Annotated in this window: 20 protein-coding genes; 12 read left to right on the plus strand and 8 right to left on the minus strand. The window is 72.2% G+C overall.

What is annotated here, in order from left to right:
- A complete protein-coding gene (locus tag O1Q96_RS30200) occupies positions 1–483 on the minus strand; it encodes a GNAT family N-acetyltransferase (protein WP_269251171.1) in 483 nt (160 codons plus the stop codon).
- 110 nt (positions 484–593) lie between these two features.
- Here O1Q96_RS30200 and O1Q96_RS30205 point away from each other — a divergent pair, with 110 nt between their 5' ends.
- Together O1Q96_RS30205 and O1Q96_RS30210 are read left to right on the plus strand one after the other, a co-directional pair.
- Positions 594–956, plus strand: a complete 363-nt coding sequence (locus O1Q96_RS30205; protein WP_269251172.1) for a DUF1304 domain-containing protein — start codon at positions 594–596, stop codon at positions 954–956.
- The gene (locus O1Q96_RS30210) at positions 953–1519 is read left to right on the plus strand and encodes a TetR/AcrR family transcriptional regulator (protein ID WP_269251173.1); all 567 of its coding nucleotides are present in this window, start codon (positions 953–955) and stop codon (positions 1517–1519) included. The genes O1Q96_RS30205 and O1Q96_RS30210 overlap by 4 nt, the downstream gene beginning before the upstream one ends.
- 110 nt (positions 1520–1629) lie before the next feature.
- Here the strand turns inward: O1Q96_RS30210 and O1Q96_RS30215 are convergent, their stop codons facing one another.
- Entirely contained in the window at positions 1630–2664 is a 1035-nt protein-coding gene (locus O1Q96_RS30215; RefSeq protein WP_269251174.1) for a GlxA family transcriptional regulator, read from the minus strand.
- A gap of 70 nt (positions 2665–2734) precedes the next feature.
- Between O1Q96_RS30215 and O1Q96_RS30220 the strand changes: the two genes are divergently transcribed.
- The gene (locus O1Q96_RS30220; protein WP_269251175.1) at positions 2735–3685 is read left to right on the plus strand and encodes an NADP-dependent oxidoreductase; all 951 of its coding nucleotides are present in this window, start codon (positions 2735–2737) and stop codon (positions 3683–3685) included.
- 133 nt (positions 3686–3818) lie between these two features.
- On the opposite strand, the gene O1Q96_RS30225 is transcribed toward O1Q96_RS30220, so the two are convergent.
- Both O1Q96_RS30225 and O1Q96_RS30230 read right to left on the minus strand, forming a co-directional pair.
- Positions 3819–4928: an NAD(P)-dependent alcohol dehydrogenase gene (locus O1Q96_RS30225; RefSeq protein WP_269251176.1), complete on the minus strand. Its 1110-nt coding sequence runs from the start codon at positions 4926–4928 to the stop codon at positions 3819–3821.
- Between the two features lie 41 nt (positions 4929–4969).
- The gene (locus O1Q96_RS30230) at positions 4970–6427 is read right to left on the minus strand and encodes an aldehyde dehydrogenase family protein (protein WP_269251177.1); all 1458 of its coding nucleotides are present in this window, start codon (positions 6425–6427) and stop codon (positions 4970–4972) included.
- Positions 6428–6532: 105 nt separating this feature from the next.
- Between O1Q96_RS30230 and O1Q96_RS30235 the strand changes: the two genes are divergently transcribed.
- The 6 genes from O1Q96_RS30235 (at position 6533) to O1Q96_RS30260 (ending at position 12945) form a co-directional block, all read left to right on the plus strand.
- Positions 6533–6961 (plus strand): MarR family winged helix-turn-helix transcriptional regulator, encoded by a 429-nt coding sequence (locus tag O1Q96_RS30235; protein ID WP_269251178.1) that lies wholly within the window; start codon positions 6533–6535, stop codon positions 6959–6961.
- A 212-nt stretch (positions 6962–7173) separates the two neighbouring features.
- Entirely contained in the window at positions 7174–7554 is a 381-nt protein-coding gene (locus O1Q96_RS30240) for an anti-sigma factor antagonist (protein WP_269251179.1), read from the plus strand.
- Between the two features lie 188 nt (positions 7555–7742).
- On the plus strand, positions 7743–9701 hold the full coding sequence (gene otr(A) / locus O1Q96_RS30245) for a tetracycline resistance ribosomal protection protein Otr(A) (protein WP_269251180.1): 1959 nt from the start codon (positions 7743–7745) through the stop codon (positions 9699–9701).
- Between the two features lie 172 nt (positions 9702–9873).
- Positions 9874–10524: a DUF4230 domain-containing protein gene (locus O1Q96_RS30250; RefSeq protein WP_269251181.1), complete on the plus strand. Its 651-nt coding sequence runs from the start codon at positions 9874–9876 to the stop codon at positions 10522–10524.
- Positions 10525–10834: 310 nt separating this feature from the next.
- Positions 10835–11449: a VanZ family protein gene (locus tag O1Q96_RS30255; RefSeq protein WP_269251182.1), complete on the plus strand. Its 615-nt coding sequence runs from the start codon at positions 10835–10837 to the stop codon at positions 11447–11449.
- 224 nt (positions 11450–11673) lie between these two features.
- Positions 11674–12945, plus strand: coding sequence for a ricin-type beta-trefoil lectin domain protein (locus tag O1Q96_RS30260; protein ID WP_269251183.1), 1272 nt, complete (start codon positions 11674–11676; stop codon positions 12943–12945).
- A 238-nt stretch (positions 12946–13183) separates the two neighbouring features.
- On the opposite strand, the gene O1Q96_RS30265 is transcribed toward O1Q96_RS30260, so the two are convergent.
- The 4 genes from O1Q96_RS30265 to O1Q96_RS30280 all read right to left on the minus strand — a co-directional run bounded on the left by O1Q96_RS30265 (position 13184) and on the right by O1Q96_RS30280 (position 15471).
- Positions 13184–13555, minus strand: a complete 372-nt coding sequence (locus O1Q96_RS30265; protein WP_269253778.1) for a peptidase inhibitor family I36 protein — start codon at positions 13553–13555, stop codon at positions 13184–13186.
- A gap of 2 nt (positions 13556–13557) precedes the next feature.
- Positions 13558–14289 carry a hypothetical protein gene (locus tag O1Q96_RS30270; protein ID WP_269251184.1) on the minus strand — a complete coding sequence of 244 codons (732 nt, stop codon included), beginning with the start codon at positions 14287–14289 and terminating at the stop codon, positions 13558–13560.
- Positions 14290–14292: 3 nt separating this feature from the next.
- Positions 14293–14655: a hypothetical protein gene (locus O1Q96_RS30275; RefSeq protein WP_269251185.1), complete on the minus strand. Its 363-nt coding sequence runs from the start codon at positions 14653–14655 to the stop codon at positions 14293–14295.
- A gap of 579 nt (positions 14656–15234) precedes the next feature.
- A complete protein-coding gene (locus O1Q96_RS30280; protein WP_269251186.1) occupies positions 15235–15471 on the minus strand; it encodes a hypothetical protein in 237 nt (78 codons plus the stop codon).
- A gap of 179 nt (positions 15472–15650) precedes the next feature.
- Here O1Q96_RS30280 and O1Q96_RS30285 point away from each other — a divergent pair, with 179 nt between their 5' ends.
- From O1Q96_RS30285 to O1Q96_RS30295, 3 genes are all read left to right on the plus strand, one after another.
- Entirely contained in the window at positions 15651–16688 is a 1038-nt protein-coding gene (locus O1Q96_RS30285; protein WP_269253779.1) for a PHP domain-containing protein, read from the plus strand.
- 52 nt (positions 16689–16740) lie between these two features.
- Positions 16741–17406, plus strand: a complete 666-nt coding sequence (locus O1Q96_RS30290) for an HAD family hydrolase (RefSeq protein WP_269251187.1) — start codon at positions 16741–16743, stop codon at positions 17404–17406.
- A 386-nt stretch (positions 17407–17792) separates the two neighbouring features.
- Positions 17793–18752, plus strand: a complete 960-nt coding sequence (locus O1Q96_RS30295; protein ID WP_269251188.1) for an SDR family NAD(P)-dependent oxidoreductase — start codon at positions 17793–17795, stop codon at positions 18750–18752.
- Positions 18753–18787 lie beyond the last annotated feature (35 nt).

Genomic DNA, 18787 nt, shown 5'->3' on the forward strand with positions numbered 1-18787 from the left:
TCACAGGGCCTGCCCGAGGGTGAGCGTGCGCGGGCCGAAGCCGTGACGCTCGTAGAACCGGATCGCGTCCTCGTTCGCCGCGTAGGCCGTCACCTCCGCCTGCCCGGCGCCCTGTTCCCGTGCCCAGTCGAGAAAGGCGGCCAGCAGCCGCGCTCCGGTCCGGGTGCCGCGACGCTCCGGGCGCACGTACAGGCCGAGCAGGGTGGCGACCTTCACGGGCCGCACCGCGGAACCCTCCGCGACCGCGCCCGCGAGATGGGCCACGACCTCTCCGTCGCGCTCGGCCACGAGCAGCAGCCGTGCCGGGTCGTCGAGCCCCGAGGCGAAGCGCTCCGCGCCGTGCGCGAGCGGCCAGCCGATGTCGACCGTGGCGTCGCGGGTGCCCGCGTCCTCGGCGAACAGGGCCGCGCTGGAGGCGACGAGCGCCGGGACGTCGTCGGCGCGGGCCCTGCGGACCACCGGCCGGTCGTGGAGATCACTCATGGGACAGGACGTTAACGGCCGGGTCCGACAACGGCCGTCACTTCCTGGACAGCTGTCCATGTACAGTGGACACCTGTCCAATAAGTTGGTTCTCCGAAGGAGCTCGTCCCGTGCAGACTCTCGCGAACGTGCTGGTCGGCCTCGTCGCCGCGCTGCACGCGTACATCCTGGTTCTGGAGATGTTCCTGTGGGAGAAGAAGCCGGGGCGCGGACTGCACGGGTTCGACCCCGAGATGGCGCGGGCCACCGCCCCGCTCGCCGCCAACCAGGGGCTCTACAACGGCTTTCTGGCGGCCGGCCTCGTCTGGGGCCTGGTCGCCGACGACCCGACCGGCTTCGGCGCCCAGGTCTTCTTCCTGGTGTGCGTGATCGTCGCGGGTGTGTACGGGACGGTCACCGCGAACCGCCGCATCCTGTTCGCGCAGGCCCTGCCCGGCGCCCTCGCCCTCGCCGCCGTCCTCGTCGCCCGGTGACGCCCGACCCGCGAGCCGAACGCACCCGGGCCAAGCTGCGCCGGGCCCTTCTCGACGAGTGCGCCCGGCGCCCGTTCGCGGAGGTCGGCGTCGCGGCGCTGGTGCGCGCGGCCGGGGTCGGCCGGGCCACGTTCTATCTGCACTACGCCGACCTGGAGGCGCTGGCCGTCGACGCCTGCGCCGATGTCGTACGCGACGCGGTGGACGCCCTGCACGCATGGCGGGGCAGGCCCGACCCCAGGTCGGCGCCGGACGCCCTGCTCGTGTTCTTCACGGGCCTGGCCCCGCACGCCCCGCTGTACCGCGCCCTGTTGCGTCCGGGCGGCGGCGGCCCGCTCGGCCGTGTCCTCCACCAGGACCTGCGGGCCCGCAGCCTCACCGAACGCGAACTCGTCGGGGCGCCGGAGGCCCCCCTCGTCGCCTCCGCCGTCGCGGCGACCTTCGCGGGCGTCCTCGCCGACTGGCTGCACGGGCTCGTCGAGGGCACACCCGAGGAGATCGCCCACAAGGTGTGGCGCCTGCTCGTGGGCCTGCACGCGGTCCGGTGGGACGTCACCGGGTAGCAGGCCGGGCGCCGGGGACGTCCGGGCTCCGGGGTCGTCCCGCCCCTCCCCCACCCGCAGCCGCCTCCACTCCGCCGAGCGGGCGGACGCCGTCCTCCCGCCCCGGCCGTTCAGCCCTGCTGTCCGGCCTGGAACGTACGCCGGTACGTCTGCGGTGCCACCCCGATCGACGCGTGCAGGTGCTGCCGCAGCGAGGCGCCCGTGGCGAACCCGACCTCACCGGCGATCTGGTCCACCGGCAGATCGCTGGATTCGAGCAACTGCCGTGCCCGGACGACCCGTTGCTGAATGAGCCAGCGGCCGGGGCTCATCCCGACCTCGTCATTGAAGCGACGGGCGAAGGTGCGCAGGCTCATCCGGGCGTGGCCGGCGAGCGCGGCCAGGGTCAGCGGCTCACCGAGTCGTTGCAGCGCCCAGTGCCGGGTGGCCGCGGTGCTCGTCGCCGTGGGCTCGGGCACGGGCTGCTCGATGTACTGCGCCTGGCCGCCGTCGCGCCAGGGCGGTACCACGCAGGACCGCGCCACCCGGTTGGCCAGTTCGGTGCCGTGGTCCTTGCGCACGAGGTGCAGGCACACGTCGACGCCGGACGCGGCCCCGGCCGAGGTGAGGAGGGAGTCCTCGTCGACGAACAGCACGTCTGCGTCCAGTTCGACGTCCGGGAACATCTGCCGGAAGAGCCCGGCCAGTTGCCAGTGCGTCGTGGCCCGGCGGCCGGCCAGCATCCCGGCCGCCGCCAGCACGAAGGCGCCCGTGCAGATCGAGACGATGCGGGCGTCCGACCCGATGGCCCTGAGCGCGTCGGCCACCGCGTCGGGGAGGTCGGCGCTGAGGTTCGCCAGCGCGAAGGGCGGAATGACCACGGTGTCGGCCGTACGCAGCACGTCGGGGCCGTGCTCGACGGTGATCGAGAAGTCCGAGCTGCTGCGCACCGGCTGCCCGTCGACGGTGCAGGTCAGCACCTCGTAGCGCCCCTCGGCCGAGCCGAAGACCCGGTTCGGGATGCCGAGCTCGAAGGGGTAGACCCCGTCCAGGGCCAGCACGACCACTCTTTCCACGTGTCCGTCGTACTCCCGGGGCCCCGGCCGTCCGGAGCCCTCGGGGTGCCCGGAGGGTTCGGGGCGCTCTCCGCATTGCGTCTGCAGCATGGCACGATCCTATCGAACAATGGCAATCGTGCCATTTTCTCGGCCGGCGGAGCCGGGCAGGCTGGAGCCCATGAGTACTGCGAACACGATGCGCGCGATCAGTCAGGACGTCCTCGGCGGTCCCGAGGTCCTCAAGGAAGTGGAGCTGGAGATCCCGAGGCCGGGTCCGAGCGAGGTGCTGGTCCGGGTGCACGCGGCCGGCCTCAACCCGACGGACTGGAAGCACCGGGCGAGCGGCCTGTTCCTCGGGCAGCCGCCGTTCGTCCTGGGCTGGGACGTCTCCGGCGTGGTCGAGGCCGTCGGTCTCGGTGTCACCCTCCACGAGCCGGGCGACGAGGTCTTCGGCATGCTGCCGTACCCGCACGGCGTCGGAGCGCACGCCGAGTACGTCACCGGGCCCGCGCGGGCCTTCGCCCGCAAGCCGTCCGAGGTGGACCACACCCAGGCGGGCGCCCTCCCGCTCGCCGCGCTGACCGCCTGGCAGGCGCTGGTCGACACGGCGGACGTCCGCCGCGGCCAGCGGGTTCTGATCCACGCCGCGGCGGGCGGCGTGGGGCACCTGGCCGTGCAGATCGCCAAGGAGCGGGGGGCCTACGTGATCGGAACGGCCAGCTCCGGAAAGCACGACTACCTGCGCGGGCTGGGCGCCGACGAGCTCATCGACTACCGGGAGACCGATTTCGCCGAGGTCGTGCGTGACGTCGATGTCGTCCTGGACACGGTCGGGGGCGACTACCGCTCACGTTCGCTGCGGACGCTGCGCGCGGGTGGACTGCTGGTGTCGATCCTGCCGTCCGGGTCCCCGGAGCTCGCCGAGGAGGCGAAGGGGCTCGGCGTGCGGGCGGTGGAGATGCTCGTGGAGGCCGACCAGGCCGCGATGAGCGCGATCGCCGGACTCGTCGCCGCGGGACGGCTTCGCGCCACGGTCGCCGAGGTGTTCCCGCTGGCCGAGGCCGCGAAGGCGCACGCACTGGGCGACACCGGGCGGACCGTCGGGAAGCTCGTTCTTCAGGTTCGGTAGGGCCGCGCGGGGCGCGGGGTGACAGTGGAGGGCGACCGGCGGGCCGTTGTGGCCGGCCGCCGTCCACCCGCGGCGCCGCGTGACGCCGCGCCCCCGCGCCCCTCAGGGGCTCGCCGCCGCGAGCCCGGTCGTCTCAGGAGAACGTGAGCACGGGCTTGATGGCCTTGCCCGCGGCCATGTCCTGGACGGCCTGGCCGATGTCCTCGAACGCGTAGGTGCTGATCAGCCTCTCCAGCGGCAGCCGGCCCTCGCGGACCAGCCTCACCAGGGCCGGGATCGCCGCCTGGGTCTCCTGGTCGCCGAGCGTCAGGCCCACCAGCCGTTTGCCGCCGAGCATTCCGTTGACGTCCAGAGCGACCTCGGACCCGAAGGGCGGGGCGCCGACGATCACGGCCGTACCGCGAGCGGCCAGTGCGTCCACTCCCTTGCGGAGGACCATGACGCTGCCCGTGGTCTCGACGACCCCGTCGGCCCCGGCCCCGCCCGTGATCAGCCCGACTGCCTCGACGATGTCCGCCTCATTGGCGTTCACCGTGTGTGTGGCGCCCAACTCCTTGGCCAGCACGAGCCGTTCGGCCACCTTGTCGACGGCGATCACCGTGGTCGCGGGCGTCAGCGCCGCGGCCATCACCGCCGACAGGCCGACCGCGCCGGCGCCGAGGATCACGAGCGTGTCCCCCGTGCGGGGTTCCAGGACGTTCCACACGGCGCCGACACCGGTCTGCACTCCGCAGCCCAGGGGCGCGAGGGACTCCAGCGGCAGATCCCTGTCGACCTTGACGAGACTGCGCTCGTCCACCAACGCCCGCTCGGCGAAGGAGGACTGGCCGAAGAAGTGGCCGCCCAGCGGCACTCCGTCGCGGCTGATGGTGGCGGAGCCGTCCGCGCGGCGGCCGCCGAGGAGGTTCAGCGGCAGCCAGGTGGCGCAGTACGCCGGGTGGCCGTCGCGGCAGTTGCGGCACGAGCCGCAGGACGTGAAGGACAGGACGACGTGGTCACCGGGCTCCACACCGGTGACGTCCGGTCCGACGGCCTCGACGATCCCCGCCCCCTCGTGTCCGAGGACGCCGGGCAGCGGGAAGGGCAGGCCGCCGCTCGCGACCCCGAGGTCGGTGTGACACAGACCGGCGGCCACGATGCGGACCAGGGCCTCATGCGCGCGGGGCTCGTCGAGTTCGACGTCGGCGAGGGTGAAGGGTGCTCCCCCGGACTCGACCACGGCCGCGCGAGTGGTGGTGGACATGCTGCGAACTCCCTGAATCGATGGTGGACCTGCGGGGCCGCTCAGTCGAGCGAGACGACGACGGACTTGACCTTGGTGTAGGAGGCGAGCCCCTCGGGCCCGTACTCACGGCCGAAGCCGGAGGCCTTGACCCCGCCGAAGGGCACCGCGGGGTCGAGCATCGCCCAGTCGTTGATCCACACGATGCCCGCCTGGAGCCTGTCGGCGACGCGGTGCGCTCGGGTGAGGTCGGTGGTCTGCAGGCCCGAAGCCAGGCCGTACGGCGTGGAGTTGGCCAGCTCGACGGCCTCGTCCTCGGAGTCGAAGGGCTGCACGGTGAGGACCGGACCGAAGATCTCCTCCTGGACGACCCGGGAGTCGTTCGCCAGGCCGGCGATGACGGTGGGCTTGTAGTAGAAGCCGCCGTTCAGGTCGAGGCGCTCACCGCCGCACACGATGCGGCCACCCTCCTTGCGGGCCAGTTCGACGTACTCCTCGACCTTCTCCAGGTGCCGCAGGCCCGCCATCGGCCCGACGACGGTCCCGGGATCGCGGGGGTCGCCGACCGGGACGCCGGGGACGGCCTCGGCGAGGATGCCGACGACGGTGTCGTACAGCGGGCGCGCGACGAGCAGGCGCGGCCCGCCCATGCAGAACTGGCCGGTGTTGAAGACGAATCCCTTGATGACGGCGCCGATGGCCTTCTCGACGTCGGCGTCCTCGAAGACGATGTGCGCCGCGTTGCCGCCGAGCTCCATGGTGACCGGCTTCAGGCCCTCACCCGCGATGCTCGCCGCGTGCCGGCCGACCGCCGTCGACCCGGTGAAGGCGATCTTGTCGATGCCGGGATTGCGCAGCAGCGCCTCTCCCGCGACCGGTCCCGTGCCGGTGACGACGTTGTAGACACCGTCCGGCACACCCGCCTTCTTCAGCAGGCCGGCCATGTAGAGGGCGCTGAGCGGGGTCTCCTCGGCGGGCTTGTGCACGACCGTGTTCCCGGCCGCCAGGGCCGGGGCGATCTTCGAGCCGGAGAGGATCAGCGGGAAGTTGAAGGGCGTGATCGCGGCGACCACGCCGATCGGGCCGCGCCGGGTGTAGGCGAGACCGTTGAGCGGGGTGTCGCGGGTCGCGCCGTCCAGGGTCCAGGCGAGGGAGGCGTAGTACTCGTAGTCGTTGGCCGCGTTCGTCACGTCGACGGCGTGGCAGAGCGTGATCGGCTTGCCGACGTCCCGGCTCTCCAGGGCCGCGATGTCGTCGGCGTTCTCCCGGATCAGCTCGGCCACACGGTGCAGCACCCGTCCGCGCTCGCGGCCGCTCAGGCCGGCCCAGGGGCCGTTGGTGAAGGCGTCGCGTGCGGCCCGTACCGCGGCGTCGACGTCGACCGCGCCCGCCTCGGCGACCGTCGTGACCACCTGTCCCGTGGACGGGTCGATCACGTCGGTACGCGCCCCGTCGGCCGCCTCGCGCCACTGTCCGCCGATGAACAGCTGCCCGGGGCCACTCTCGAAGGTGGTCGTCATTGCCCACTCCTCAGCTTTGATCGCCAAGATTTCAACAAACAGGATTCCTGTTGGTCCGCAGTCTCATTACAGACAGGTTTCCTGTCAATGCCTTAGGCTGAACCCATGGTCGTCACCAAGGCACCCCCGTCGCTCCTCTACATGGTCAAGCAGGTCGAACTCGTCGTGCGTTCCCACCTTGACGAGTTGCTGAAGCCGGCGGGGATCACAGCGCTGCAGTACACCTCGCTCACCGTCCTGGAGCGGCACGACGGCCTGTCCGCGGCGCAGCTCGCACGGGACTCGTTCGTGACGGCGCAGTCCGTGGCCGACGTGGTCCGCGCCCTGGAGACCCGCGGTCTCGTACGGCGCGAGCGCAATCCGCGCAACCGCCGCGAGCTGCTGATCCTTCTCACCGAGTCTGGCCGCGATCTGCTCTCGCGGCACGCCGAGCCCGTACGACGGCTGGAGGAGCGGATGGTCAGCGATCTCACCGCGCACCAGACGGACCAGTTCCGGCAGGCGCTCTCGAAGGCATGGCAGGCGCTGTCCTAGGACCCGGGGGCGCACCACGGGGCGCATCCGGATCGCGACACGTCTCTTAAATGACAGACATATGTCAATCGAACATGCTGAAATTCGCTCCAACGAGGGTAACTTGCTGAGTGAGGGTCGGTGGAGCGGCCTGCTGCCGTGCCACGCCGCTTCCACGCTCACGGAACGACGTCACCCTGGCCCCCGGTGACCCAGTAGGAGGTGATGTCGTCGTGCGCCACGACTCCGCGCCGCTCTCCGGGCATCTGCGCGTGCACGAGGACCGCGGACACACCGTGCTGGAGTTCCACGGCGAGATCGACATCATCGCGGCGCTGGACATCATCCCGGCCCTGGACGCTGCGACGGGACGCCCGGCCGCCCAGGTCGTCCTCGACCTCCGGCACATCGAGTTCTTCGACTGCTCGGGCCTGCGTCTGCTGTACCGGGCCAGGCGCCGGGTCCTCGCCCACGGCGGCCGCCTGCACCTGGTGTGCACCCATCCGCTGACCCTGCGCATCCTGCACGTCACGGGGCTCGTCGAGGTCATGCCGCCGCTGTCGAGCCTGGACGAGGCCCTCGACCGCCCCGAGGCCGCCTCGGAGTCCTTATGACATCCCCCGTCCCGGCGCCCTGAGCCCCTCCGGTCCCGGCCGTCGCGGACGGAAAACCGGTTGCGCCCGGGCCGCACGAACGGGCCATGATGGCCCTTCACCCTTCCCTGCCCCAGGAGCACGAATGCGCCGTTTCCTCGGAACCCCTCGCCCCCGCCGGACGACAGTTCTCGAGGACCCGACCACACATGCCTTCCTTGAACACCCCGTACGTATCGGGGACTTCACGCACCCTGAACATCGGCATCCTGGCGCACGTCGACGCCGGTAAGACCAGCCTCACCGAGCGGCTGCTCTTCGACTCCGGTGTCACCGACCGGCTCGGCAGCGTCGACGCGGGCGACACCCGTACGGACGACGGCGCGATCGAGCGGCAGCGCGGCATCACCATCCGTTCGGCGGTCGCCGCGTTCACGGCCGGGGACGTACAGATCAACCTGATCGACACCCCCGGGCACTCCGACTTCATCGCGGAGGTCGAGCGAGCCCTGGAGGTCCTCGACGGAGCGGTGCTGCTGCTGTCCGCCGTGGAGGGTGTCCAGGCCCAGACCCGCGTGCTCATGAAGACCCTGCGGCGGCTCCGGCTGCCCACGCTCGTCTTCGTGAACAAGATCGACCGCCCCGGCGCTCGCGAGGAGGGCCTGCTCGACGACATCCGGCGCAGGCTGACCCCGCACATCGTCCCGCTCACGGGCGTGCGCGGCATCGGCACCGCACGCGCCGAGGTCGTGCCACGCCCTGTCGACGGACCGCGTACGACGGAGGCGCTCGCCGAGGCCGACCCCGCCGTCCTCGCGGCCGTCGTGGACGGCCCGCCGCCGACCGCCGACGACCTACGAGCGGCACTCGCCGCGCGAACCGCCGACGGCTCGCTGCATCCGGTCCTCTTCGGGTCGGCGCTCGGCGGCCAGGGCATCCCCCAACTCGTCGAAGCCCTGCCCCGGTTGATCCCGGCGCCGTCGGCGCCCGCCGCGCCGGACACGAGGGAGCCGCGCGGCACGGTCTTCGCCGTACGCACCCGTGCCGACGGCGGGCGAACCGCCTACCTTCGCCTGTTCGAGGGCGAGGTGACACAGCGTCAGCACCTCGCGTTCCTGCGGCGGGAGGCGGACGGCGGGGAGACGGAGGTGCCCGGCCGGGTTCTCGGGCTCGACGTGGTGGGGCGGCCGGGCCCGCTCACCGCCGGCAACATCGCCGCGGTGACCGGCCTGCCCGGCATCCGGGTCGGCGACCGCCTCGGGCGGGGCCCGGACCGCGCCCCGCAGTTCGCCGCCCCCACGCTGGAGACCGTGGTCCGCGCCCGCCGGCCCGAGCGCGCGGCGCCGCTGCGCGCGGCCCTGCTCGCCCTCGCCGACCAGGATCCGTTGATCCACGCACGGCCCGGGCCGGCCGGCAGCACCGCGCTGCTCCTGTACGGCGAGGTGCAGAAGGAGGTCCTCGCCGCGACGCTCCTGGAGGACTTCGGCGTCGAGGCCGAGTTCGAGCCGAGCCGGATCCGGTTCCTGGAGCGTCCGGTGGGCACCGGTGAGGCCTGCGAGGAGATCCAGCGGCACGGTCACGCCGGTTTCTGGGCGACGATCGGCCTTCGCGTCGAGCCGGGACCCCTCGGCAGCGGGACGGTCTTCACGTACGAGACCGAACTCGGCGCCCTGCCTCGCGCCTTCCACCAGGCCATCGAGGAGACCGTGCACACCACCCTCCTCGCCGGCGGCCCGCACGGGCGGCCGGTGACGGACTGCCGGGTCACGCTCGTCCGCTCCGGCTTCGTCGGGCCGATCAGCACGGCGGGCGACTTCCGCGGGCTCACGCCGGTGGTACTGCGCCGCGCCTTGGAGCACGCGGGAACACAGGTGTACGAGCCGTACCACTCCTTCGAGACCGAATTGCCCCTCGACGCGCTCGCCCCCGTCACGGCCCGGCTCGCCGCCTGTGCGGCGGACGTGGAGGAGATCACGGGCGGCGACACCTCGTGGCTGGTCACAGGGCAGGTTCCCGCCCGGCATGTGCGCGACATCGAACTGCGGCTGCCCGGACTCACCCATGGCGAAGGCGTCTGGTGGTCACGGCCCTCCGGAGACCGTCCGGTTCACCGGCGGGAACAGGACGGGGCTGACCGGCCGCGGGCGTCTTCGCGCGACGGACGGTGACAGAGGGTCAGGAGGTGGCCCGGCGCCGGTCGGACACTCCTGACACGCCCTGGACGCCGGGCCGCACCCCCGTCCACCGCCCACATCGTCCCGGAGTCAACCATCCGGCCAACGCGGCGGTCTGCCACGGCATTTGAGGGGCACAAGCAAAGGGGGAAGGAGGACGGTCCATATGACGACGTCCCTGAAGCGCATGCCCGGATGGGCGAAGGTCGTGAGCGCTGTCGTACTGGTTCTGGTGGTGCTCTTCGCAGGTCTGCGACTGAGCGTGCTGCCCGGGCTGGGCGACGTGTTCCGCGAGGACACCCACGACCGGACGGGCCCCACGCTCCTCAAGTCCATCCAGGACATCAGCCGTTACGACGCCGCCTCGGGCAACTTCCAGGTGGTGGTGGATCTCGAGAAGGACACCAAGTACCTGCCGGACTCCGTCCGCGGCACCCGCACCCTGTACGTGGGCGCGGGCACCGTCGACGCGTACGTCGACCTCGGAAAGATCCGCGACAAGGACGTGACGGTCAACAAGGACCGCACGTCGGCCACCCTCAATCTCCCCCACGCCGCCCTCGGCAAGCCCGCTCTCGACCCCGACCACTCGTATGCCGTCTCCAAGCAGCGCGGTCTCCTCGACCGGCTCGGCGACGTCTTCTCCGACAACCCGAACGACGAGCGGGCCGTCCAGCGGCTCGCCGCCCGGCACATCGGAGACGCCGCGAAGGACAGCGAGCTGACCACCCGTGCCGAGGAGAACACCACCGGCATGCTCAAGGGGCTGCTGGGCTCTCTGGGCTTCAAGGAGGTGCGCGTGACCTACGGGACATGAGCCCTCGGCCGGGCGCCCTCCGCACGGCGGCCCTCTCGGACCGGTGGCCACGACCGGCGGTGACGCCGGGCAGGACCGCCGCTCCGGGCAGGGCCGCTCCCGCGAACGGCCCTGCGCCCTGGTCGCCGGTGCTCGGACCGCAGCGCGTCACGGCGGTCCCTGAGCAAGCCTCGCCAAGCGGTCCGCCCCGCGGGTGACCGGCGGCGAGGCGCTCGGCCGGCAGGTTCCCGGGCGCTTTCACCACCCGCATCCCCGGCCACTTCGGGGGTAACAGGCTTCACCGGACCACAGTTGAAAAATGGAGGGTTGCATGGCTCGCGCAGCGCTACGCCCACGTACCGCCTTTCGGTTCCGCTCCACGTCGGGCTCCGGAACCAGGAAGTCGGACCCTCGGACCCCGAAGTCCCGCTCCGGCGACGGGAAGTCCGGCCGCCGGTCCTCGCAGGTCCCGCGCGAGCGAAGGCGGCCGCCCCTCGTGGTGCGCCTCCTGGTCATGCTGGTCGCCTTCGCGGCCATGGTGGCTTTCGCCGCCGCGCTGGCCAAGATCACACTCCAGCCCTCACCGGCCTCCGAGGCGCTGATCCACAGCAATCTCCGCCCGGGCCGTTCGCTCAGCGCCTATCTGGACCAGCCCGAACTGCGGGACGCGTTCAAGCAGATCGGCGGCAATCTTCTCCTCGGCATCCCCTTCGGCGTGCTGCTGCCCGTCCTCGTTCCCGGGACGCGCGGCATTCTGCGGGTGATCCTGCTGACCGCGACGGTGATGCTGCTGGTCGAGCTGGTGCAGGGGGCGCTCATCACCGGACGCGCCTTCGACATCGACGACGTCATCCTCAACACCACCGGCGCGCTGGTCGGCTACCTGCTCCTCGGCCGGCGGCTGAGCCGGGCGGTTCATCCGAGGCGGCTCGACCGGAAGGCGTGACAGCACGGCGTCGACGTGAGGTGTGGGGTCCGGGACCGAGGGCCGGGAGCGAAGCGGCCCGAGGAACATGCAGGTCTGAAGGACGGCGTCACGCCGTGAACAGATGGTCCGGACCAAGGTCTTGACGACTTCTTCCTTCACTCCTTAAATCAAGAGGCGAAGCGCGCACCCCCCACCTCAGTCGGCCCGTCCCCCCACAGGGCGGCCGTACGGAAGGGAGAGTCGTGGGTTCACCACGTCTGCTCCGCAGATGCCTCCTCGCCACCCTGTCCGCCGTACTCCTCGCATCCGCCGCGGTCGGTCCCGCACAGGCGGATCCCGTACGGACGGCTCACTCGCAGGTGCCCCCCACACCGAGAGCCGCCGCCGCGGTGACGTTCTCGGACACCTTCGACGGTCCCGCCGGCGCGGCCGTCGACTCCTCGAAATGGCAGCTCGAGACCGGCGACAACGTCAACAACCACGAACGGCAGTACTACACGTCCGGCACCCGCAACGCGGCCCTGGACGGCCAGGGCCATCTGGTGATCACGGCCCGCCGTGAGAACCCGAACAACTACCAGTGCTGGTACGGCCGTTGCGAGTACACCTCGGCCCGCCTCAACACCGCAGGCAGGTTCACCACCACTCACGGGCGGGTCGAGGCCCGGCTGAAGGTGCCGCGCGGGCAGGGAATGTGGCCCGCCTTCTGGATGCTGGGCAACGACATCGGGCAGGTCGGCTGGCCCGCCTCGGGCGAGATCGACATCATGGAGAACGTCGGCTTCGAACCCTCGACCGTGCACGGCACCCTGCACGGCCCCGGGTACTCCGGCTCCGGCGGCATCGGCGCCGCCTACTCGCTGCCCGGCGGCCAGGCCTTCGCCGACGCCTTCCACACCTTCGCCGTCGACTGGTCGCCCGGCGCGATCACCTGGTCCGTGGACGGCACGGTCTACCAGCGGCGCACGCCCGCCGACCTGGGCGGCCGGCAATGGGTGTTCGACAAGCCGTTCTTCCTGATCCTCAACCTCGCGGTGGGCGGCTACTGGCCGGGCGATCCGGACGGTTCGACCGTGTTCCCCAATCAGCTCGTCGTGGACGAGGTGAAGGTGACCACGGGGGACGGCGCTGGTGGCGGCACGCCCGTCAGGGGGCTCGCGGGAAAGTGCGTCGACGTGGCGGGGGCAAGCGCCGCCAACGGCACACCCGTGCAGCTCTACGACTGCAACGGCACCGCGGCCCAGCAGTGGACCGTGGCCGCCGACGGCTCGATCCGGGCGCTGGGCAAGTGTCTGGACGTCACGGGCAACGGCACGGCGGACGGTTCGACGGTCCAGCTGTGGGACTGCTCGGGCGGGCCCAACCAGCGCTGGACGGCCACCGCGGCACGCGACATCGTGAATCCACAGGCCGACAAGTGCCTGGACGTGACGGGCAACAGCTCGGCGAACGGCACCCGGCTACAGCTGTGGACCTGCACGGGCGCGGCCAACCAGAAGTGGACCGTCGGCTGAGGAGGCGGGACATCCGGCCAACACCGGGGGACGGCCGGCTCATGCGGGAAGCCGGCCGCGGAAGAGCCCGGCCGGGGTCACCCGGCCGGGCTCGGCTGCTCGGGGCCACGGCACTCCCCGTCCCGCGGCGACCACCGCACGTGCGTCACCTGACCCGTGTGTCATGTGGCACGCCCGATCGTCCCGGGCGTGCCACTCCCCTCCTCGGGTCAGGTGACGCACGTGACTCCGGGTGCTGTCAGCACCTCATGGCCCACGTGTGGGAGTCTCCGCGGTCGTTGGCCACGCCGTTGTACCCGACCTCCTGACCCGGGGTGAGACAGATCGTCATGGCGCCGCCCTGCCAGGCGTCCTCGTACACCCGGACGTGGTCCTTGACGCCGGGGCCGGAGATGCCGTGGTTGGCCCAGGAGGAGTCGGTGTCGGCGATCCAGCTCTCCCACCAGCCGTCGTCGCCGGACCAGTTGGCTCGCTGCCCGGCGAAGTTCGCGTTCTCCCAGACACAGAAGTCGCCACTGGGGCAGCTGGCGGCACCGGCGGGTGCGGCCAGGGCCAGACCGCCGCTCAGGGCGAGGACGGCCGCAGCGGCGGAGAGGGCGAAGCGCTTGATGATCACGAAGGGGTACTGCCTTTCTGTCGGTTTTCCGCAACGGTCCGTGCGGCGTACAGATCCGCCGCACGGTGCAGCGCGCGGGTGCGCAGCTGCCGGTAGGTGGTCAGCTGGTCGTGCCGGTCGGTACGGACCCGGGCCATCAGGCCGGGTTCGAGCCGGGCACGCACCTCGTCGAGGCCGCTCTCCCGGGCGCAACGAGCGGCTGCGCCCGGATCGGGCCGATCGGGTCTCGGTCCTTCGGCGGGTGCGGCGCAGCGGACCCAACGGGCGTGCGCCATGCGGTAGTCGGGGTCGTCCTTCAGGAGCCGGCGGGCCTCGGTGCGGAGGTTGTTCACGACGACCTGGGTACGGAACCAGCGCCGCTCGTCCCCGTACAGCTCACGATGGGCGGCGGCCAGGCAGCCGTCGGTGTGCGCCTTGACGGTGTAACCGGTGGGGAGGGTGACGGCCAGCTCAGGACGGCCTCTGCCGAAGAGGGCTCCCTGCAGGCGTCGGGCCCTGTCGCCCGTGCCCTCGTCCGCCCCTCTGCCCAAGGCCCCCTCCGGGGACAGTCCCCGCTCGGCCAGGCACCGTTCGACGAGGAACTGCTGGGCTGCCTTGATGAGGTCGTCCCGCTCCCGCTCGGTCCTCGGCAGGGCGGGCCGGTTGTCTCCTGCGTCCGTCGTGGTGGCGCATCCGCCCAGCGCCACCACGACGAGCACAGCGGCGCACAGGGCGCGGGGAAGTCGCACGGCTCAGCCGACCTCGCAGCCCATCGTGGTGTCGGACACCCCGTCGAGTCTGGCTCCCCAGGCCCAGTTGTCGGCCAGGTCGTGGGCGCGGATCAAGCGGTGGTAGCAGGTGCCGCGGGCCCAGTCGATGGCGTACACGGCGGTGTCGGCGTCCGACCGGAACGAGGCTGCCTTGTCCCGCAGGGACTCCGGTACGTCCGTGTAGCCCGGTGGTGTGTAGCACCAGGACGTGCCGTGCTGCCCCGCCCCGGTCCAGAAGCACACGGAGCCCGCGGCGGGCGCGGCGGGCGCTGCCGTCGCGGGTGCGGCGCCGAGGACGGCGACGGCGGCGAGCGCGGCTGCGGGCAGGGCGAGGCGACGGAACAAGACGACTCCTGTCGTACGAGGGAGGGACAAGCCGTGGAGATCCGGGCCGGGCCGTGATCACCGGCGACCGGCAAGATCAAAATGCCCTCGTGGGAGTCGCCGCATGCGCCGCCGAGGTCGGCTTCCGGGGTCTGCCGATGCGCGCAGCCGCGCCGCCTGCGACGGCTCACCACGGCGCGAAAAGTGCAGGTCAACGCGCTCCCCCCGCGGTTCACCCGGACGCGCCGCCGCGGGGCGGAACTCTGCCGGCCCGGACGGGGCTGCGCGCGGCCGGTGCACGGGCGACGGCGAGATCGCCCACGTCGGCCGCCGACGACTGGCGGTCGGGACGGTGGCCGGGGCAGGTGGCCGGGCTCTGCCATCGCCCTCGGCAGTCGGGCGCGGTGGCCGGCGCCGGGGCAGACGTCCGCCAGCAGGGCAGCAGGGCAGCAGGGCAGCAGGGCAGCAGGGCAGCAGGGCAGGGTCGCACGGGCCGCGGAGTGCGTGTTCGCGTCAGGCAGGGCCCCGAGCGGTCGCGAGAGCCGGGCCCGGGCGGGGTGCGATGCCCCTCTCCCGTCGCCCGGAAGGGCGGCGCAGGTGCTAGCGCCGGTGCCAGGTGAGCTTGTCGCCGCCGACCCAGCGCACCACTTCCGGGTCGTCGGCGTCGTGCACCGGGATGCCGTACGCCGCGGCGGCCATCAGGACGTCCGTGAAGCTCTTGGCCTCACCGATGACGGCACCGTCGATCTCCACGATGCGGAAGGGCGGATCGCCGGGCTGGACGCCCAGCACCGTGATCCGCGGGTGCGAGATGTGGGGGCTTGAGATTTCAGTCATGATCCCACCGGTTCCACACGCGTGCCGCCGATAAGCCTGCTCGGGCGGCGCTGTCGGTAGTAGTGGCATTCGGCGGCGCCGGCGCGGCGGCGTCCGTACGAGGTTCGCAGTTCATGGTGGCACACGGTGCCTCCGTCGGCCGCCGTGCGGACCCGGGCGGGCTGCGCCACGCTGGGGCCATGGACCCGGCCGAGGCGCTGGACCGTATCGCCTTCCTGCTGGAACGGTCTCTGGCCCCCACCTATCGCGTACGGGCGTTCCGCACGGCGGCGGGCGTCGTCTCGGGGCTGCCCGCCGACGAGGTGGCCCGGAGGGCGACCGAAGGGTCGCTGGAGTCGCTGAAGGGCATCGGGCCGAAGACCGCCCAGGTGGTGCGCGAGGTGCTGGCCGGGCAGGTCCCGGGCTATCTGGAGAAGCTGGAAGGGGAGGCCGAGGAGCCCCTCGTCCGGGGCGGCGAGGAGCTGGCGGGGCGGTTGCGCGGCGACTGCCATCTGCATTCGGACTGGTCGGACGGCGGCAGCCCCATCGAGGAGATGGGCCGTACCGCGGCACGGCTCGGGCACGAGTGGGCGGTCCTCACGGACCACTCGCCACGCCTCACGGTGGCCCGCGGTCTGTCGCCCGAGCGGCTGCGCGAGCAGCTGGACGTGGTCGCGGAACTGAACGAGCGCTGGGCGCCCTTCCGACTGCTCACCGGCATCGAGTGCGACATCCTCGACGACGGTTCCCTGGACCAGGAGCCGGAACTGCTGGACCGGCTCGATGTCGTCGTCGTGTCGGTGCACTCCAAACTGCGGATGGGCGCGCCCGCGATGACGCGGCGGATGGTCGCCGCCGTCCGGGATCCGCGGTCGGACGTGCTGGGGCACTGCACGGGGCGGCTGGTCACGGGGCGTGGGCGGCCGGAGTCGGAGTTCGACGCGGACGAGGTGTTCGCGGCCTGTGCCGAAACGGGCACGGCGGTCGAGATCAACAGCCGGCCCGAGCGGCTGGATCCACCGCGGCGCCTGCTCCGCCGGGCCGTCGCGGCGGGCACGCTGTTCTCCGTGGACACCGACGCGCACGCGCCAGGCCAGCTCGGCTGGCAGGTGTACGGATGTGCGCGGGCCGAGGAGTGCGGGGTGCCCCCGGAGCGCGTGGTCACCACCTGGTCGGCGCCGGAGCTGCTGGCCTGGGCGCGGGATCGGGTGACTCCGTCGGGCGTGCGGGCGCCCTGAGGAGGTACTCGGAGATCTTGGACCATTCGGTACTGCGGCGAAGGGACGACGTATGGAGCGGGCGGCCGTGTTCGATGTGGACGGCACTCTCGTCGACACCAACCATCTGCATGTGACGGCCTGGTGGGAGGCGTTCCGGCAGGCCGGGCACGACGTGCCGATGCATGCCGTCCACCGGGCGGTGGGCCTCGGCTCCGACGACCTGGTCGCGCATCTGCTGGGCGAAGGGCGGGACACCGGGGAGGACGACTCGATCAGTGCCGCGCACACGACCCTGTACGGCACGTACTTCGAGCGGCTGCCTGCCCTGCCGGGGGCCGCGGATCTGCTGCGGCGTCTCGACCGCGACGGCTGGGCGGTCGTACTGGCCACGTCCGCCGGCGGGGCGGAGCTCGACGCGCTCCGGCGGGCCATCGGCGCGGACGACGTCATCAGGGCGACGGCGAGCGCGGACGACGTGGACCACGGGAAGCCCGCGCCCGATCCGGTGGAGCACGCCCTGGAACTCGTCGGGGCCTCGGCCGAGCGCTCGGTCTTCGTCGGCGACACGGTCTGGGACATGCGTGCGGGCACGCGGGCGGGTGTCCTCTGCGTGGGACTGCTGTGCGGCGGCATTCCGCGCGCCGACCTGGAGGAGGCCGGGGCGAGCGCCGTCTACCGGGACCCGGCCCATCTCCTCGCCTCGCTGTCGGGAAGCCCTCTGGCACCGGGCGGCTGACCGCCGTGGGGCCCGTGTCCGGCGCGGCCTGTCGCGACGGACCGTGACACAGATCACGAGTGACACCAGTCCGACCTGGGAACACGCACCAGTAGTTTCCCGTTAAATCAGCTGTGGGTGCGGATGGGACAGTGTCCCCGGGCCTCACTCTCCGCCCACAGGGACGATCGTTCGGCTGAAGCCCTGTGGAGCACCCCGCCGAGAGGCGACCGCCATCCGTGGCCACCCACAGACGGCCCCGACCGTGATTCCCCCGTCCGGTCGGGGCCTTTTCCATGCCCCCGTGGAGCCCGGACCGCCGGCCCCGCACGCCACGTCCGGCGGTCGGCCCGTTCGGCTCCCGCCCGCTTGACTTCGAGCGCACTCCAGTTCGTAGCGTCGGCGGTATGAACACTGCACAGCACAAAATCGGTTCGGGCTTCGGCCACCGGAGCACCGCGGACGACGTACTCGCGGGCCTGGACCTCACGGGACAGCTGGCGGTCGTCACCGGCGGCTACTCGGGGCTCGGCCTGGAGACGACGCGCGCCCTCAGCAGGGCCGGCGCGCGGGTCGTCGTTCCGGCGCGGCGCCGCGCGGTCGCCGACGAGGCGGTCGCGGGCATCGACGGCGTCGAGGTGGACGAGCTCGACCTCGGCGACCTGGAGAGCGTCCGGGCGTTCGCGGACCGGTTCCTGGCCTCGGGCCGCACCATCGACGTCCTCATCGGCAACGCCGGGATCATGGCCTGCCCCGAGACCCGTGTCGGGCCCGGCTGGGAGGCCCAGTTCGCAACCAACCACCTGGGTCACTTCGCGCTGGTCAACCGGCTCTGGCCGGCGATCGCCCCCGGCGGCGCCCGGGTCGTGTCCGTCTCCTCGGGGGGCCACCACCTGTCCGACATCCGCTGGGACGACCCGCACTGGCGCCGGGGCTACGACAAGTGGGAGGCGTACGGACAGGCGAAGACGGCCAACGTCCTGTTCGCCGTGCAGCTCGACGCACTCGGCAGGGACTCCGGGGTACGGGCCTTCTCGTTGCACCCGGGTGGCATCCTCACCCCGCTCCAGCGGCACCTCGCCAAGGAGGAGATGGTCGAGCGCGGCTGGATCGACGAGAACGGCGTCGTGCTCGTCCCCGACGCCTTCAAGAGCCCCGAGCAGGGGGCGGCCACCCAAGTGTGGGCGGCGACCTCTCCGCAGCTGACCGGCATGGGCGGCGTCTACTGCGAGGACTGCGACATCGCCGAACCCGCCCCGGCCGACGGCGAGCGCGTCGGTGTCCGCGACTACGCGATCGACCCGGCGTCCGCGGCCCGCCTGTGGGCCCTGTCGGCGGAACTCACCGGCGTCGACGCCTTCGCCTGAGCCGCCTCCCCGAGGGGGCGCGCACCACGGCGTGA

Origin of the sequence: Streptomyces aurantiacus, from assembly GCF_027107535.1 — a bacterium.
Taxonomy (GTDB): Bacteria; Actinomycetota; Actinomycetes; order Streptomycetales; family Streptomycetaceae; genus Streptomyces.

Bases quoted from the DNA above. Each gene is read 5' to 3' on its own strand.
- O1Q96_RS30280 (WP_269251186.1), bottom strand. From the start codon at position 15,471: ATGACTGAAATCTCAAGCCCCCACATCTCGCACCCGCGGATCACGGTG.
- O1Q96_RS30235 (WP_269251178.1), top strand. From the start codon at position 6,533: ATGGTCGTCACCAAGGCACCCCCGTCGCTCCTCTACATGGTCAAGCAG.
- O1Q96_RS30230 (WP_269251177.1), bottom strand. From the start codon at position 6,427: ATGACGACCACCTTCGAGAGTGGCCCCGGGCAGCTGTTCATCGGCGGA.
- O1Q96_RS30200 (WP_269251171.1), bottom strand. From the start codon at position 483: ATGAGTGATCTCCACGACCGGCCGGTGGTCCGCAGGGCCCGCGCCGAC.
- O1Q96_RS30220 (WP_269251175.1), top strand. From the start codon at position 2,735: ATGAGTACTGCGAACACGATGCGCGCGATCAGTCAGGACGTCCTCGGC.
- O1Q96_RS30250 (WP_269251181.1), top strand. From the start codon at position 9,874: ATGACGACGTCCCTGAAGCGCATGCCCGGATGGGCGAAGGTCGTGAGC.
- O1Q96_RS30290 (WP_269251187.1), top strand. From the start codon at position 16,741: ATGGAGCGGGCGGCCGTGTTCGATGTGGACGGCACTCTCGTCGACACC.
- O1Q96_RS30285 (WP_269253779.1), top strand. From the start codon at position 15,651: ATGGACCCGGCCGAGGCGCTGGACCGTATCGCCTTCCTGCTGGAACGG.
- O1Q96_RS30255 (WP_269251182.1), top strand. From the start codon at position 10,835: ATGGCTCGCGCAGCGCTACGCCCACGTACCGCCTTTCGGTTCCGCTCC.
- O1Q96_RS30225 (WP_269251176.1), bottom strand. From the start codon at position 4,928: ATGTCCACCACCACTCGCGCGGCCGTGGTCGAGTCCGGGGGAGCACCC.
- O1Q96_RS30295 (WP_269251188.1), top strand. From the start codon at position 17,793: ATGAACACTGCACAGCACAAAATCGGTTCGGGCTTCGGCCACCGGAGC.
- O1Q96_RS30215 (WP_269251174.1), bottom strand. From the start codon at position 2,664: ATGCTGCAGACGCAATGCGGAGAGCGCCCCGAACCCTCCGGGCACCCC.